Genomic DNA, 15,840 nt, shown 5'->3' on the forward strand with positions numbered 1-15,840 from the left:
TGGGGCTGGCCGTTACCGGATGCAGCCGCCACACTGTGCCTCTTTCCGCATTCATTCCGAAGGGCCTGCTGCAATGACCCTCTCTCCGTTGTTCCCCCGCCTTGCACCGCTGGCGTTGGCCCTGGCCAGCGCGCCAGTGGCAGCGCAGGAATTCGCGCCCAGTGCCGAGGCCTCGCCGGCCGCCTGCGCGGCCATCACCACCGATGCCGCACGCCTGGCCTGCTACGACCGCCAGTTCGGGCGCACGCCGCAGGCCACCGCCGAAGCTGATGCGGCCGCCGAAGCCGCCGCACAGGCACGCCGCGAGCAGCGCAACACCACGCGGGTAAGCCAGGGCGAGGAAAAACTGCGCGAACGCGTCAGCGATCTGTTCCGTTCCGAAGCGCCGGACAGCGCACTTGCCAACGCCGGCCGTGGTTCGCTGCTGGACAGCCGCTGGGAACTGGCCGAGGACTCCAAGCTGGGCCCGTTCCAGCTGCGTGCGTACAAGCCCGTGTACCTGCTGCCGGCCTTCTGGACCAGCGATCGCAACACCATGCCGCACTCGCCGAACCCGGCCAACAGCGTGACCACCCCGCAGGTGCTGGACAGTGCCGAGCTGAAATTCCAGATCAGCTTCAAGACCAAGATCGCCGAAAACCTGTTCGGCGACAACGGCGACATCTGGGCCGGCTACACCCAGAGTTCGCGCTGGCAGGCCTACAACGGCGAGGACTCGCGCCCGTTCCGCGAGACCAACTACGAGCCGGAAGTGATGATGGTGTTCCGCAACGGCTACTCGATCGGTGGCTGGCGTGGGCGGATGACCGGCATCAGCCTCAACCACCAGTCCAACGGCCGTGCCGATCCGCTGTCGCGCAGCTGGAACCGGGTGATCCTGAATGTCGGCCTGGACCGCGAGAACTGGGCACTGGTGCTGCGTCCCTGGTACCGCATTCCTGAGACCCGCAGCGACGACAACAACCCGGACATCGAGGACTACATGGGCCGCGGCGACGCGACCCTGACCTGGAACCGCAAGGGTCACGAGGTCTCGTTGATGGCGCGCCACTCGTTGCGTACCGGTGACCGCTCGCACGGCGCCCTGCAGCTGGACTACGGCTTCCCGATCAGCAACCTGCTGCGCGGCCATGTGCAGATCTTCGACGGCTATGGCGAAAGCCTGATCGACTACAACCACAAGGCGACCTATGTCGGCGTGGGCGTGTCGCTGCTGGAATGGTTCTGATGGAGGTGACCATCTGGCATAACCCCGCGTGCAGCAACTCGCGCGGGGCGCTCAAACTGATCCGCGACGCGGGTGTCGAACCGCTGGTGATCGAGTATCTGGGCAGCCCGCCCGACGTGGCCACGCTGCGCCAGGTGCTGGCCGAATCCGGCCTGGCAGCCACCGAACTGGTGCGCAGCAAGGAACCCGAGTTCGCCGCACTGGGCCTGCACGGAACCGACGACGACGCCCTGCTGGCCGCCATGGCCACCCACCCACGGCTGATCAACCGCCCGGTGGTACGCACCGCAAAGGGCACCCGCCTGTGCCGGCCACCGGAAACGGTGCTGGAGATCCTGTAACCCGCCCCGCTTTGGTAGAGCCGAGCATGGCTCGGCTATACAGAACGGGTTACCGCCAGTCGGTGATGCCTTCGCGGCGATAGACCTCGGCGAACGCCGGGCGCGCCTTCAGGCGGTCCGCATACGCCTTCAACACCGGCCAGTGGTCGCTGGGCGTGGGCATGTTGCGCGACCAGCGCATCAACATCACCAGCATGAAATCGACAACGCTCGGCGCATCGCCAAGCAGGTAGGGGCCGCCGCTCTGCAGGTGCGTGGCAACGTGCTGCCACGCCGCTTCCAGCTGCTGCCGCGCCATCGCACGCACGCCGTCGATGCACTCGCCACCCGCCGCTTCATGCGCGTAGAACCAGGCGCGGTACGCCGGCTGCACGGTGTTGGCACACCAGAACATCCAACGATAGGCCTCACCGCGTGCGGGCGCACCGACGGCAGGCAACAACCCTGCCTGCGGATGACGATCTGCCAGATACAGCGCAATCGCGGCCGCCTCGGTCAGTATCTGGCCGTCGATCAGCAGGGTCGGCACTCTGCCTGCCGGATTGAGCGCCAGATAGTCAGCTGATTTGTGCTCGCGCGTGTCGAAATCGAGCAGCACCAGTTCGTGCTCGATGCCCAGCTCGATCAGCAGCCAGTGCACCACCAGCGAGGCGGTGCTGGTGGAACCATACAAGGTGGTGCGCATATGACCGGTCCTGTGCGGGGAACGGATGATTATGCGCGCTGTCGCCGGCGTGGTCAGCCGCAGCTGCTCATACAGGTATCACGACGCTCACCGCAGCCCATCATCGGCGCCCGCAGCGTGCAGTCGTGCGCCTTCAATTCGCAGGAACGACGCAGTTCCGGATGCTCGATGTCCTTGCAGCGTTTGTCCGGCGTCGGCGCCACCTGCTGCTCGCAGCTGGACTGGCGGCTGCCGATCCCCGCGCCTTCGGCCATGCAGCTGCGGTAGCTGGCCTGGCATTGCATCTGGCACTGGGCACCGGCGCTGAAGCCACCCCCACCGTCATACGACGAGGACGATGTACTGCATCCGGCAAGAGCCAGCAGAGTGACCAAGGGAAGGCTGCGCAACAGGTTCACAGGACACTCCTTGTTCAATAGACCGGAAGACTGCCGGAAGAACGGGTTTCGCTTACCGATCCGCCGCAATCGAGTACACACTGGGCCCGGGTCGCATCACAGGCGCGCGTATCGGCTGCAACGGTGCAGTATGCGCCGGCGCCACGTGCGCCCTCGCAACGATGCCGCATCTTTTCGTCAGCGATATCGCTGCACTTGTCGATGACACGTGCTTTGTCCGCCTGACAGCTCTGCTGCGCCGTTTCGGCCATAGAGCGCGCCTGACCCGCACATTGCAGATGCCGCTGTACGCACCCTGCCGCACACACGCGGCCGGCCTCACTGGTGGGTTGCTCCACGTAGTACTGCGGCGCGCAGCCTGCCATCAACGCAATGGCGACTGCAGCGAAAACGATCCGTATTGCTTGACGCACAAGCGGCTTCCCTTCCATGGCAACGCGCTCACCCTAGCAAAGCCGCGCGAGTGCAAACGTTAAACGACGAACGGCGCCACCAGGGCGCCGTTCTGCAATCGGACAGGCATGGATGACGCCGCGCCGATCACTCCACCACGACAGGAATCTTGCCGATACGGGCCTGCCATTCGCGCGGGCCGGTCTTGTGCACCGACTCGCCGGTGGAATCGACGGCCACGGTCACCGGCATGTCTTCCACGGTGAACTCGTAGATCGCTTCCATGCCCAGGTCGGCGAAGCCGACGACCTTGGCCGCCTTGATCGCCTTGGACACCAGGTAGGCCGAACCACCGACGGCCATCAGGTAGGCCGACTTGTGCTTCTTGATCGCTTCGATCGCGGCCGGGCCGCGCTCGGCCTTGCCGACCATGCCCAGCAGGCCGGTTTCGCTCAGCACCTGTTCGGTGAACTTGTCCATGCGGGTGGCGGTGGTCGGACCGGCCGGGCCCACCACTTCATCACGCACCGGATCGACCGGACCGACGTAGTAGATGAAGCGACCCTTGAGATCGACCGGCAGCTGCTCGCCCTTGTTGAGCATGTCGACCATGCGCTTGTGCGCGGCGTCGCGGCCGGTCAGCAGCTTGCCGTTGAGCAGCAGGGTCTGGCCCGGCTTCCAGCTGGCCACGTCTTCCGGCGTGATCGTGTCCAGGTCCACGCGGGTGCCCTTGGAGGCGTCGTAGGTCAGCTTCGGCCAGTCTTCCAGCGACGGCGGGTCCAGCATCACCGGGCCGCTGCCATCCAGGGTGAAGTGTGCATGCCGGGTGGCGGCGCAGTTCGGAATCATCGCCACCGGCAGGTTGGCCGCGTGGGTCGGGTAGTCGTTGATCTTGATATCGAGCACCGTGGTCAGGCCACCCAGGCCCTGAGCGCCGATGCCCAGCGCGTTGACCTTCTCGTACAGCTCCAGGCGCAGCTCTTCAATGCGGTTGGACGCACCGCGGGCCTGCAGCTCGGTGATGTCGATCGGCTCCATCAGCGCTTCCTTGGCCAGCAGCATCGCCTTTTCGGCGGTGCCACCGATGCCGATGCCGAGCATGCCCGGCGGGCACCAGCCCGCGCCCATGGTCGGCACGGTCTTCAGCACCCAGTCGACGATCGAGTCGGACGGGTTGAGCATGGCGAACTTGGTCTTGGCTTCCGAACCACCGCCCTTGGCGGCGACGATCACCTCGACGGTGTTGCCCGGCACCACCTTGACGTTGACCACGCCGGGGGTGTTGTCCTTGGTGTTGATGCGCTTGCCGGCCGGATCGGCCAGCACCGAGGCGCGCAGCTTGTTGTCCGGGTACAGGTAGGCGCGACGGATGCCCTCGTTGGCCATGTCCTCCACGCCCATGGTGGCGTCATCCCAGCGCACGTCCATGCCGATTTCCAGGAACACGGTGACGATGCCGGTGTCCTGGCAGATCGGCCGGTGGCCTTCGGCGCACATCCGCGAGTTGATCAGGATCTGCGCGATCGCCTCCTTCGCTGCCGGCGACTCCTCGCGCTCGTAGGCGGCGGCAAGGTTCTTGATGTAGTCGACCGGGTGGTAGTACGAGATGTACTGCAGAGCGTCGGCGACGGACTGGATGAGGTCTTCCTGCTTGATCGATGTCACGGATTGCTCGCTTGCTGAAGGCTGGCGGGGGTAATCCGCCCATTTTACCCCCTCCCTCGGCCGCGGGGTGGCAGTGCCGGCCGCCGGCCGGCAAGATCTGAGCCCTGCCCTCTGTCACGCCCGCGCCTGCCCCGGCGTCCTTGCCCATATGAACGCCGAAACCGCCTTCCATACCCACCGCCCGCGCCTGATGGCGCTGGCCTACCGCCTGCTGGGCAGCCGCAGCGACGCCGAGGATGTGGTGCAGGACGCCTGGCTGCGCTGGGCCGGCGCCGATACCGCGGCCATCGCCGACCCGGAAGCCTGGCTGGTCACCACCGCCACCCGCCTGGGCCTGGACCGGCTGCGCGCGGCCAAGCGTGAGCGCGCGCACTACGTGGGCCCGTGGCTGGCCGAACCGTTGGCGATCACCCTCGAACCTGATCCGGCGCCCGGCCCGGCCCAGCTGCACGCGCTGGCCGATGATGTATCGGTGGCCTTCCTGACCCTGCTCGAGCAGCTCGGCCCGGAGGAGCGCGCCGCCTTCCTGCTGAAGGAAGCCTTCGACCACGACTATCGTGAGATTGCCGAGCTGATCGGCCACAGCGAAGCCAACTGCCGCCAGCTGGTGCACCGGGCCCGGCAGCGCCTGCAGGCGGGCCGACCGCGCTTCAACGCCGACGCCAGCCAGCACCGGCAGCTGCTGGCGCGCTTCATGGACGCCTCCCAGCGCGGCGACAGCGAGGCCATCCAGGCGCTGCTGCATGCCAATGCGCTGCTGGTCTCCGATGGCGGTGGCGTGGTTACCGCGGCGGTGCGTCCGCTGCTGGGCGCCGAGCGTATCGGCCGCCTGTACTGGGCGATCGCCCGCCGCGGCGCAGCGCATCCGGCGCAGATCGGCTACGTAAACGGCGAGCCGGCGATCCTGCGTTTCGAAGGCGACCACCTGCACTCGATCACCACCATCGAGGTGGTCGATGGCCGCATCGCCAATCTCTACAGCGTGCTGAATCCGGAAAAACTGCCTGCGGTTGTCACGCGCGCCGACACTGCGGCGTCCTTGTAACGAAAGGCGGCCATCGTGGCCGCCGTGGAGCTGAAGATGTCCAACCATGCCTCTCCCCGCGTTCCCTACACCCGCCTTGCCGCTGATGCCTTCAAGGGTCTGCTGGCCACCAGCAAGGCGGTGCATGACAGTTCGATCGATCCGACCCTGATGGAACTGGTGTTCCTGCGCGTCTCGCAGCTCAACGGCTGCGGCTACTGCATGGACATGCATGCCACCACGCTGCGCAAGGGCGGCATCGAGCCGCGCAAGCTGGATACGCTGCCGGCCTGGCACGAGAGCCGCTTCTTCGACGAACGCGAACGCGCGGCGCTGGGCTGGGCCGAGGCGCTGACCCGGTTGACCGACGGCGCACCGTCGCAGGCGGCGTTCGATGCGTTGGCGCCGCACTTCGATGAGAAGGGCATCAGCGACCTGAGCATGGGTATCGCGGTGATCAATGCCTGGAACCGGTTGGGCGCCGGGCTGCTGCCGCCACTGCCGTAAGGGGGTTGCCGGCCGGGCTGCGCCCCGCACCCGCCTGTAGTGCCGGCCGCTGGCCGGCAACCTCAACAGCAACAGCAACAGCAACAGCAGAAGCTGGCTTCCTGCGGGATGGCGGGGTGGGGCAGGTCGCAGGGGACGCTGCAAGTACGTCCATGTAAGCTCGGTCGCCGCATCCATGCGACTCACGCCCCTGCGACCTGCCCCACCCCGCCTTCGACAGTTTCCTGCGGCTGTTCGGTAGCTGTCGACCTTGGTCGACACGGTAGATCCACGCCACGCGTGGATGTGGTTGGGTCGGCCCCCTTCGCACTGCGAAGGGCTCTGACCCCGCGCTGCCACACGGCTGCACTGACCCCATCTGCACGCATCAGGCGCGCACAATGGCGGCATGCCTGCTTCCCCCATTGCCGGCGCTGCCGGCGCCAAGAAACCCAGCCTGCGTCAACGCTTCAAGGCGATGCGCAACCTGCCGCCGTTCCTGCGCCAGGTGTGGCAGACCAGCCGCGCCCTGACCATCGCCAGCCTTGGCCTGCGCCTGATCCGTGCGCTGCTGCCGGTGGCGATGCTGTACGTCGGCAAGCTGATCATCGATACCGCGCTGCACCTGAGCCAGCACGATGCCGGCTTCCCACCGCTGGGAGAGGCCCTGTCCAGTGGGCTGCTCAACCCGTTGCTCGGCCTGCTGGCGCTGGAACTGGGCCTGGCGATCGCCTCGGACCTGCTCGGCCGCCTGGTCAGCTACGCCGATGCGCTGTTGTCGGAGCTGTTCGCCAACGCCACCAGCGTGCGCCTGATGGAACATGCGGCGACCCTGGACCTGGAGGACTTCGAGGACCCGGACCTGCAGGACAAGCTGGACCGTGCGCGGCGCCAGACCATGGGCCGGATGAACCTGATGAGCCAGCTGTTCGGCCAGGTGCAGGATGCGATCACCGTCGCCAGCCTGGCCGTCGGCCTGCTGGTCTACGCGCCGTGGCTGATCCTGCTGCTGGCGCTGGCGCTGGTGCCGGCCTTCATCGGCGAATCGCACTTCAATGCCGCCGGTTACAGCCTCAATTTCCTGTGGACGCCGGAACGCCGCCAGCTGGACTACCTGCGCCAGCTCGGTGCCAGTGTGGAGACGGCCAAGGAAGTAAAGATCTTCAACCTGCACCGGTTCCTGGTCGACCGTTACCGCAGCTTGTCGGCGGCACTGTTCCTGGCCAACCGCGCGCTCGCCCGGCGGCGTGCGTTCTGGGGCACGCTGCTGGCCGCGCTGGGCACGCTGGGCTACTACACCGCGTATGCCTATATCGCCTGGCGCACGGTGCGCGGCGATTTTTCGATCGGTGACCTGACCTTCCTCGCCGGCAGCTTCCTGCGTCTGCGCCAGTTGCTGGAAGGCCTGCTGATCGGCTTCTCGCAGGTGGCCAGCCAGGCGTTGTACCTGGACGACCTGTATTCGTTCTTCCAGATCGAACCGGAAATCCACTCGCGCAAGGACGCGGTGCGCGTGCCGCAGCCGATCCGCGAAGGCTTCGTGTTCGAAGACGTGGGCTTCCGCTACCCCGATGCCGAGCAGTGGGCCGTGCGTCACCTCGATTTCCAGCTGCACGCGGGCGAAGTGCTGGCACTGGTCGGTGAGAACGGTGCAGGCAAGACCACCCTGGTCAAGCTGCTGGCACGCCTGTACGAACCGGACGAAGGCCGCATCCTGCTCGATGGCCGCGACCTGCGCGACTACGACCTGGACGACCTGCGCGCCAACCTCGGCGTGATCTTCCAGGACTTCGTGCGTTACAACCTCAGTGCCGGCGAGAACATCGGTGTCGGCCAGGTCGAAGCGATGGACGACCGTGCGCGGATCACCGATGCCGCCCGCCGCGGCATGGCCGAGGAAGTGATCGCTGCCCTGCCCGGCGGCTACGACCAGCAGATCGGCCGCCGCTTCAAGCAGGGCGTGGACCTGTCGGGTGGCCAGTGGCAGAAGATCGCGATCGCCCGCGCGTGGATGCGCGATGCACAGGTGATGATCCTGGATGAGCCCACCGCGGCGCTGGATGCCCGCGCCGAGTTCGAGGTGTTCCAGCGGTTCAGGGAGTTGGCGGATAATCGCACTGCAGTGCTGATTTCCCACCGTTTCTCATCCGTGCGCATGGCCGACCGCATCCTGGTACTGGCCGATGGCCGGATCGAGGCCAGCGGCACCCACCAGGAGCTGATGGCACAGGGCGGCCGCTATGCCGAGCTGTTCGAACTGCAGGCGGCAGGTTACCGCTGAGAACGCCTCTCGTTCCGCCTAATGAGAACCTGTCTCATTTGAGATAGAATTGTCCCGACGACTTCCGATAGATACGCCCATGTCCTCCGCTTTCGGCGCCGAAACGGTGCTTGAGGTCCGCCACTGGACCGACGCCTACTTCAGCTTCACCCTCACCCGTGACAGCGGTTTCCGCTTCGAGAACGGCCAGTTCGTGATGATCGGCCTGGAGACCGACGCGCGGCCGCTGCTGCGCGCGTACTCCATCGCCAGCGCGAACTGGGAAGAACAGCTGGAATTCTTCAGCATCAAGGTGCAGGACGGCCCGCTGACCTCGCGCCTGCAGCACATCAAGCCGGGCGACAAGGTCCTGGTCGGCAAGAAGCCCACCGGCACCCTGCTGATCAGCGACCTGCACCCCGGCAAGCACCTGTATCTGCTGGGCACCGGCACCGGCCTGGCGCCGTGGCTGTCGGTGATCAAGGACCCGGAGACCTACGAGCGCTTCGACAAGGTGATCCTGTGCCACGGTGTGCGCTACGAAAAGGACCTGGCCTATCGCGATTATTTCGAGAAGGAACTGCGCGAGCATGAGTTCCTGGGCGAAATGGTCGGTGACAAGCTGCTGTACTACCCGGCAGTGACCCGCGAACCGTTCCCGAACCAGGGCCGCCTGACCTCGCTGATGGAAAGCGGCGAGATGCAGCGCACCCTCGGCCTGCCCGAGCTGAGCCCGGAAAACGACCGCGCGATGATCTGCGGCAGCCCGCAGATGCTGGCCGACCTGCGCACCGTGCTGGACAGCCGCGGCTTCCAGACCTCGCCGCGCATCGGTACGCCCGGCCACTACGTGTTCGAGCGCGCGTTCGTCGAGAAATAAGCCGGGCTGTCGTAGAGCCGAGCCCACGCTCGGCTGCTCTGCCGGCCGACCATGGCAGGCACGCACGCTGCGCGCGTAAGCCGAGCGCGGGCTCGGCTCTACAGAGAGCGGCTACAGCAGCGCCTCGATGCCGCCGCGCAGCTGCTCCGGCGTGGTGGTCGGCGCATAGCGATCCACCACCTGCCCTTTGCGATCGACCAGGAACTTGCTGAAGTTCCACTTGATGCGGGCGATGCCCAGCAGCCCGCGCTTCTCGTGCGACAGCCACGCCCACAGCGGGTCGGCCCCCTCGCCGTTGACCTCGATCTTCTGCGACAGCGGGAAGCTGACCGGGTAATCAATCGAACAGAACTGGCGGATCTGCGCGACATCGCCCGGTTCCTGCGCGCCGAACTGGTTGCAGGGAAAGCCGATCACCACCAGGCCGCGATCACGGTAGTCCTGCCACAGCTGCTCAAGCCCGGTGTACTGCGGGGTGAAGCCACAGCGGCTGGCCACGTTGACCAGCAGCAGCGGACGGCCCTGGTACTGCGCCAGCGCGTGCGGCTGGCCGTCGAGGTCGCGGAAGCTGAAATCGTAGGCGGTGGTCATGGCAACGGGCCTGGGGGGCGGTGTTCTCCATGGTACCCGGGCAGCCACCCATGGAGTGGCTCTGCAGCAGGTCTGCGTTGCCAACATGCCTTTTGACACAAGTGCAGGCGCGCCGGGCCGGGTTACCCTCGGGCCCTTGTTTGCCTTACCGGAGTATCGACCTTGACCACCCGCCTTGCCCTTGCCGTGGCCATGACCCTCGGCCTTGCCCTGCCCGCCTATTCGGCCAGCGCCGCCACCCCGGCCGCTGCCAACGCCCAGCAGGCCAATCCGTTCTTCGCCGACAGCCCGCTGCCGCTGCATTTCCCGCAGTTCGACAAGATCAAGGACAGCGACTTCGCCCCGGCCTTCGACGCCGGCATGGCGCAGCAGCTGAAGGAAGTGGAAGCGATCGCCAACACCAAGGCCAAGCCGACCTTCGACAACACCATCATCGCTCTGGAAAAGAGCGGTGACACCCTTGATCGCGCGACCACCGTGTTCTTCAGCCTGGTCGGCGCCGATACCAACGACACCCGCAAGAAGCTGCAGGCCGACTACTCGGCGAAGTTCGCCGCGCACAGCGACGCAATCGCGCTGAACGGCAAGCTGTTCGCGCGCATCCAGGCGCTGTATGACAGCCGCACCACCCTGGGCCTGGACGCTGAAGGCGTGCGCCTGGTCGAGAAGTACTACGACAACTACGTGCGCGCCGGCGCCAAGCTGTCCGAGGCCGACAAGACCAAGCTGAAGGAAATGAACGCCGAGCTGGCCAACCTGGGCACCAAGTTCAGCCAGAACGTGCAGTCGGAAGTGAACGCTTCGGCGATCACCGTCAACGACGTCAAGGAACTGGACGGCCTGTCCAAGGAGCAGATCGCCGCCGCCGCCGAAGCCGCCAAGGCCCGCGGCCTGGACGGCAAGTACGTGATCACCCTGCTCAACACCACCGGCCAGCCGCCGCTGACCAACCTGGCCAACCGAGCCCTGCGCCAGAAGATCTACGAAGCCTCCACCACCCGCGGCAGCCGCGGCGGTGAGTTCGACAACACCGCGCTGGTCGCGCGCATCATGCAGCTGCGCGCCGACAAGGCCAAGCTGATGGGCTTCCCGAACTTCGCCGCCTACAACCTGACCAACCAGACCGCCAAGACCCCCGAAGCGGTCAATGCGATGCTGGGCAAGCTGGCCCCGGCCGCGGTGGCCAATGCCAAGCGCGAAGCCGCCGACCTGCAGGCGATGATCGACCAGGAACAGAAGGCCGCCGGCAAGCCGACCTTCAAGCTGGAGCCGTGGGACTGGGCCTTCTACAGCGAGAAGGTGCGCCAGGCCAAGTACAACTTCGACGAATCGCAGCTGAAGCCGTACTTCGAGATCAAGAACGTGCTGGAAAACGGCGTGTTCTTCGCCGCCAACCAGGAATTCGGCCTGACCTTCAAGCAGCGCACCGACCTGCCGGTCTACCACGACGACGTCACCGTCTATGACGTGTTCGATGCCGACGGCAGCCAGCTGGCGATCTTCATCTTCGACCCGTACGCACGCGCCTCCAAGCGCGGTGGTGCATGGATGAACTCGTACGTCTCGCAGTCCAAGCTGACCGGCTTCAAGCCAGTGGTGGCCAACCACCTGAACATCCCCAAGCCGCCGGCCGGCCAGCCGACCCTGCTGACCTGGGATGAAGTGAGCACCACCTTCCACGAGTTCGGCCACGCCCTGCACGGCATGTTCTCGAACGTGAAGTATCCGTACTTCTCGGGCACCGCGGTGCCGCGCGACTTCGTCGAGTTCCCCTCGCAGGTCAACGAGATGTGGGCCGACAACCCGGCCATCCTGAAGAACTACGCCAAGCACTACCAGAACGGTTCGGTGATGCCGCAGGCACTGCTGGACAAGGTGCTGGCCGCGGCCAAGTTCAACCAGGGCTTTGCCACCACCGAGTACCTGGGCGCCGCCATGCTCGACCAGCGCTGGCACCAGATCGGCCCGGACCAGGTGCCGGCCGCCAAGGACGTGATGGCCTTCGAGCGCGCCGCGCTGGAGAAGGACGGCATCTACTACGCGCCGGTTCCGCCGCGCTACAAGACCCCGTACTTCAGCCACATCATGGGCGGCTACTCGGCCGGCTACTACGCCTACATCTGGTCGGAAGTGCTGGACGCCAACACCCAGAAGTGGTTCCGCGACAACGGTGGCCTGAGTCGCAAGAACGGCGACCACTTCCGCGCGACCCTGCTGTCCAAGGGGGGCAGCGTGGATGCGATGCAGCTGTTCCGCGATTTCGCCGGCCACGAGCCGCAGATCGAACCGCTGCTGGAAAAGCGTGGCCTGACCGGCACCGGCAACTGATCGCCGGCACCGTAGCGTGAAATGAAAACCGCCCGGGAGACCGGGCGGTTTTTTTTATGCGTCATCCACGCATGGCGTGGATCTACCGCAGGGTTGCGTGATCCCAGTAGATCCACGCCATGCGTGGATGCTCTTCCAGATCACCTCGGCGCCACATATCCCCCGGGTACGCCCTGCGGCGACAGCACCAGCTGCCACAGCTGCGCATGCCGGCTGCGGAACGTCGCCATCGATCCAGCCAGGTAGAACCGCCACAGGCGACGGAACCGCTCGTCATAGCGTCGCGCATCCAGTGTCGGCCACGCCGCTTCCACATTGCGTCGCCACGCCTGCAGCGTCAGGTCATAGTCGGTACCGAAGTTGTGCCAGTCCTCCAGCACGAAACGCCCTTCAAACGCGCGACTGATCTGCGCCGCCGACGGCAGCATCGAGTTGGGGAAGATGTAGCGCGCGATCCACGGGTCGGTGCGATGGCGCGAGATGTTGCTGCCAATGGTGTGCAACAGCAGCAGCCCGCGCGGCGACAGGCAGCGCCGCGCCACGTCGAAGAAACTGCGGTAGTTCTTGTCGCCGACGTGCTCGAACATGCCGATCGAGAAGATCGCATCGAACGGCTCGTCCAGCTCACGATAGTCCTGCAGCCGGATCTCGATCGGCAGGCCCGTGCACAACTCACGCGCGTAGTCGGCCTGCTCCTGCGAAATGGTGATGCCCACGCCACTGACACCGTAGCGCTCGGCCGCGAACTTCAGCGCCTCGCCCCAACCGCAGCCGATATCCAGCACGCGTTGCCCGGGGCGCAGCCCGAGCTTGCGGCACACCAGATCGAGCTTGGCTTCCTGCGCCGCATCCAGATCGTTGGCGTTGCGCCAATACCCGCAGCTGTAGACCAGGCGCTGGCCAAGCATCGCCTGGTACAGATCATTGCCGAGGTCGTAGTGGCGACGGCCGACTTCATAGCTGCGTTGCCCGGCCTGCAGGTTGAACAGACGCGCCTTCAAAGCGTCGGCCACCTCGCGCCAGCCGTGCACCCGTTCGTCCAGGTGCGCCTGAATCAGGTGGTACAGAAACTCATCAAGGACGTTGGCATCCCACCAGCCGTCCATGTAGCTCTCGCCCAGGCCGAGTGAGCCGTGCGCCATGACCCGCGCGAAAAAGCGCGGGTCATGCACCTGGATATCCTGCGGCCGGGTTCCATCGATCTGGACCCCGGCCTCGTGGAGCAGGCCGGTGACCCGCTCCTGCAACCCTGTATCCACGACACCTCCTCGTCTGCGGTTACCCGCGCGCGAACAGCTCCACGTAGTCCTTGGCCACGTGCGGCAACACCACCGAGGCCGGTACATCGGCGGTCTGGGTGCCATCCGAGTATGGACCCACCTGGTAGGGTGGGAACACGAAGCGCAGCGCGGTGATCTGACCCTTGTCGTCGGTCAGCGGCTGGAACTGGCTGAAATTGTCGGCCTGCGGACCGGTGCCGTCGGCGATCATCCGCGAGGCATTGCGCAGCGATTCCTGCAGCTGCGACGGGTCCATGTCCTCGCCGCTGAGGCGGGTGGCCACGCGCTCGCGCAGCTGGTCGGCGACGAAATCGCTGATCGCCTTCCAGCCCTTGGCATCGGTCACCAGCTTGTCGGCGCTCAACATCTGCTGCTGCGCCGGCAACCACACGAAACGTGCAACCAGCGGTTCGCCGTGGGCGCCACCGGTGTAGCGGCTGCCGTCGGCGCTGACCACCACCAGCTGCGGCGTCTCCAGCAGCTTCTCGAAGCTCAGCGACAGCTCATAGGGCATGGTCGGCTTGTCGTTGCCCAGACCGTCCAGCGCCTGCTGCAGATCGCTGCGGGCGGAGGTGGCATAGGCCTGCAGCGCGCGCGCCAGGCCCGGATAGCGATCGATGCCCGCCGGGTAGCTGATGCCGACCACTTCACGTTCGTTGTTCTCGATCACATCGCGCAGATCCAACGGCGCTTCCGCTGCGGGTGTCTCGGCGGTGCCAGTGGCTTCGGCCGCAGGCGCGGCGTCGGTGGCCGGTGCCGCCTCGTTCTCGCGCTGGCAACCGGCCAGCAACAGCACGCCCATAGCGCCGGCCAGCACGCTGGCGTGCAGTGGCCGGTTGTTTCCAATCTTCATCGGGATCCCCTGTTCATGTTCATACATCATCGCCTGCCCTGGCTGAAGCGTTGCCCGCTGGATTCAGCCCACAAGCAGATCGTGATACTCCTCGTGCCGCTGCAGGAAGGCCTCGGCATAGGCACATGCCGGCACCACCTTGTACTTCTGCTCCCGGGCGAAACGCAGTGCGACCCGGGTCAGCTCACCGGCAATGCCACGGCCGGCGATCGGCTCGGGCACTTCGGTATGGGTGATGACCATCCGCCTGCGTTTGATCTGGTAGTCCAGCAGTGCCACCTGCCCGCGCACGCGGGCGGTGAACCGGTGGTTGACCTGATCGTGTTCGACCTCGTAAGCCAGACCGGGGGGCGTGACCGAAGCCATGGGACTGTCTCCTGCGGCGACTGCGTGGATGGTGCGCAGACGGGCGCCATGATCGCGTGAAGCCTGAACAGGGACAAGTCTGTGCCTGCTGCGTCAGTTATTGCCCTCAAGCTGCAGCCCGGCCGGCCGCTAACCCCTCTGCAGGGGTGCGCCAGGCTGGCATGCCCCTTGCGACAGTCGACCAAGCGATCTGCCGTGGAGGCCCGCGATGCACCCCAGCGATTCCCATTCCGATACCGATCACGCCCTGCTGGAGGGCCTGCTGCAACTGGCCGTGGAGGGACAGACCGAAGACCAGGCGTTCCAGAGCATCGGCGAGGAAGTGTTCTCCCGCCTGCTCGATACCTACGGTCAGGAAACCCGGGCCTGACCCGGAGCGGGGCCGCAGCCCCGGGGGTCGGATCCCGTGGATCCGACCCCAGCCACCCTCAGCCGCCGCCGAGGCGGAAGGTCGGGTTGGACAGCTCGCGCAGGAAGTGACTGAAGATGCTCGGCTGCATGGCCAGCATGAAGATCACGCCGAACGCCGCACCGGCCAGATGCGCGCTGTGGTTGATGCGATCGCCACCGCGCTTGTCCATCCAGATGCTGTAGCCGACGTAGAACGCGGCATAGACGATCGCCGGCGCCGGGATGAAGAACACCAGGATGATCGACCACGGCTTGATCAGGATGAAGGCGAACAGCACCGCCGACACCGCCCCGGACGCACCGAGGCTGAGGTAGTTCGGGTTCTTCTGGTTCTTCAGGTAGCTGGGCAGGATCGAGACCAGCAGCGCGCCGATGTAGAACGCCGGATAGACCAGGTAGCTGCCGGTCAGCTGCACCATCACGCTCTCGATGAATCCCCCGAAGAAGAACAGGGTGATCATGTTGAAGATCAGGTGCGACCAGTCGGCGTGGATGAAGCCGTAGGTGATCAGCCGGTCGTACTGGCGGTGGCGATCCACCGCCGGCGGCCACAGGATCAGGCGGTCGGCCAGCTTGCGGTTGTTGAACGCCATCCACGACAGGATGGCGGTGATGGCGATCAACAGCAGATTGACGGGGGTCATGTCAGGC

Annotated in this window: 16 protein-coding genes; 8 read left to right on the forward strand and 8 right to left on the reverse strand. The window is 65.9% G+C overall.

Features of this window, described 5'->3' with window-relative positions; genetic code table 11:
• The first annotated feature begins 73 nt into the window (after window positions 1-73).
• Window positions 74-1,228, forward strand: a complete 1,155-nt coding sequence (locus QP457_RS14365; protein WP_180166431.1) for a phospholipase A — start codon at window positions 74-76, stop codon at window positions 1,226-1,228.
• Entirely contained in the window at window positions 1,228-1,569 is a 342-nt protein-coding gene (arsC, locus tag QP457_RS14370; protein WP_180166430.1) for an arsenate reductase (glutaredoxin), read from the forward strand. The genes QP457_RS14365 and arsC overlap by 1 nt, the downstream gene beginning before the upstream one ends.
• A 49-nt stretch (window positions 1,570-1,618) precedes the next feature.
• On the opposite strand, the gene QP457_RS14375 is transcribed toward arsC, so the two are convergent.
• The 3 genes from QP457_RS14375 to QP457_RS14385 all read right to left on the reverse strand — a co-directional run bounded on the left by QP457_RS14375 (window position 1,619) and on the right by QP457_RS14385 (window position 4,710).
• Window positions 1,619-2,254 carry a glutathione S-transferase family protein gene (locus tag QP457_RS14375; protein ID WP_205405968.1) on the reverse strand — a complete coding sequence of 212 codons (636 nt, stop codon included), beginning with the start codon at window positions 2,252-2,254 and terminating at the stop codon, window positions 1,619-1,621.
• A 53-nt stretch (window positions 2,255-2,307) separates the two neighbouring features.
• Window positions 2,308-2,652, reverse strand: coding sequence for a hypothetical protein (locus tag QP457_RS14380; protein ID WP_205405969.1), 345 nt, complete (start codon window positions 2,650-2,652; stop codon window positions 2,308-2,310).
• Window positions 2,653-3,192: 540 nt separating this feature from the next.
• On the reverse strand, window positions 3,193-4,710 hold the full coding sequence (locus QP457_RS14385; protein WP_099821151.1) for a fumarate hydratase: 1,518 nt from the start codon (window positions 4,708-4,710) through the stop codon (window positions 3,193-3,195).
• Window positions 4,711-4,858: 148 nt separating this feature from the next.
• Here QP457_RS14385 and QP457_RS14390 point away from each other — a divergent pair, with 148 nt between their 5' ends.
• The 4 genes from QP457_RS14390 (at window position 4,859) to QP457_RS14405 (ending at window position 9,360) form a co-directional block, all read left to right on the forward strand.
• Window positions 4,859-5,755 (forward strand): RNA polymerase sigma-70 factor, encoded by an 897-nt coding sequence (locus QP457_RS14390; protein WP_205405970.1) that lies wholly within the window; start codon window positions 4,859-4,861, stop codon window positions 5,753-5,755.
• Window positions 5,756-5,791: 36 nt separating this feature from the next.
• Window positions 5,792-6,241, forward strand: a complete 450-nt coding sequence (locus QP457_RS14395) for a carboxymuconolactone decarboxylase family protein (protein WP_205405971.1) — start codon at window positions 5,792-5,794, stop codon at window positions 6,239-6,241.
• Between the two features lie 388 nt (window positions 6,242-6,629).
• Entirely contained in the window at window positions 6,630-8,501 is a 1,872-nt protein-coding gene (locus QP457_RS14400) for an ABC transporter ATP-binding protein (RefSeq protein ID WP_099821153.1), read from the forward strand.
• Window positions 8,502-8,580: 79 nt separating this feature from the next.
• The gene (locus QP457_RS14405) at window positions 8,581-9,360 is read left to right on the forward strand and encodes a ferredoxin--NADP reductase (protein WP_049466610.1); all 780 of its coding nucleotides are present in this window, start codon (window positions 8,581-8,583) and stop codon (window positions 9,358-9,360) included.
• A 111-nt stretch (window positions 9,361-9,471) separates the two neighbouring features.
• On the opposite strand, the gene QP457_RS14410 is transcribed toward QP457_RS14405, so the two are convergent.
• A complete protein-coding gene (locus QP457_RS14410; RefSeq protein WP_205405972.1) occupies window positions 9,472-9,951 on the reverse strand; it encodes a glutathione peroxidase in 480 nt (159 codons plus the stop codon).
• A gap of 162 nt (window positions 9,952-10,113) precedes the next feature.
• On the opposite strand from QP457_RS14410, the gene QP457_RS14415 reads away from it, so the two are divergent.
• Window positions 10,114-12,279, forward strand: coding sequence for a M3 family metallopeptidase (locus QP457_RS14415; protein ID WP_099821155.1), 2,166 nt, complete (start codon window positions 10,114-10,116; stop codon window positions 12,277-12,279).
• Between the two features lie 140 nt (window positions 12,280-12,419).
• Here QP457_RS14415 and cfa read toward each other — a convergent pair whose 3' ends face one another.
• From cfa to QP457_RS14430, 3 genes are read right to left on the reverse strand one after another with little or no spacing between them, the layout of a single operon-like run.
• The gene (cfa, locus tag QP457_RS14420) at window positions 12,420-13,538 is read right to left on the reverse strand and encodes a cyclopropane fatty acyl phospholipid synthase (protein ID WP_205405973.1); all 1,119 of its coding nucleotides are present in this window, start codon (window positions 13,536-13,538) and stop codon (window positions 12,420-12,422) included.
• 19 nt (window positions 13,539-13,557) lie between these two features.
• The gene (locus QP457_RS14425; protein WP_180166420.1) at window positions 13,558-14,439 is read right to left on the reverse strand and encodes a DUF3298 and DUF4163 domain-containing protein; all 882 of its coding nucleotides are present in this window, start codon (window positions 14,437-14,439) and stop codon (window positions 13,558-13,560) included.
• Between the two features lie 36 nt (window positions 14,440-14,475).
• A complete protein-coding gene (locus QP457_RS14430) occupies window positions 14,476-14,778 on the reverse strand; it encodes a GNAT family N-acetyltransferase (protein WP_089236171.1) in 303 nt (100 codons plus the stop codon).
• Window positions 14,779-14,986: 208 nt separating this feature from the next.
• On the opposite strand from QP457_RS14430, the gene QP457_RS14435 reads away from it, so the two are divergent.
• Entirely contained in the window at window positions 14,987-15,148 is a 162-nt protein-coding gene (locus tag QP457_RS14435) for a hypothetical protein (RefSeq protein ID WP_165780990.1), read from the forward strand.
• A gap of 58 nt (window positions 15,149-15,206) precedes the next feature.
• Here QP457_RS14435 and QP457_RS14440 read toward each other — a convergent pair whose 3' ends face one another.
• Window positions 15,207-15,833, reverse strand: coding sequence for a rhomboid family intramembrane serine protease (locus QP457_RS14440; protein WP_093819014.1), 627 nt, complete (start codon window positions 15,831-15,833; stop codon window positions 15,207-15,209).
• Window positions 15,834-15,840: the final 7 nt, after the last annotated feature.

The organism is Stenotrophomonas sp. As-7 (assembly GCF_030291015.1).
Lineage (GTDB): Bacteria > Pseudomonadota > Gammaproteobacteria > Xanthomonadales > Xanthomonadaceae > Stenotrophomonas > Stenotrophomonas lactitubi.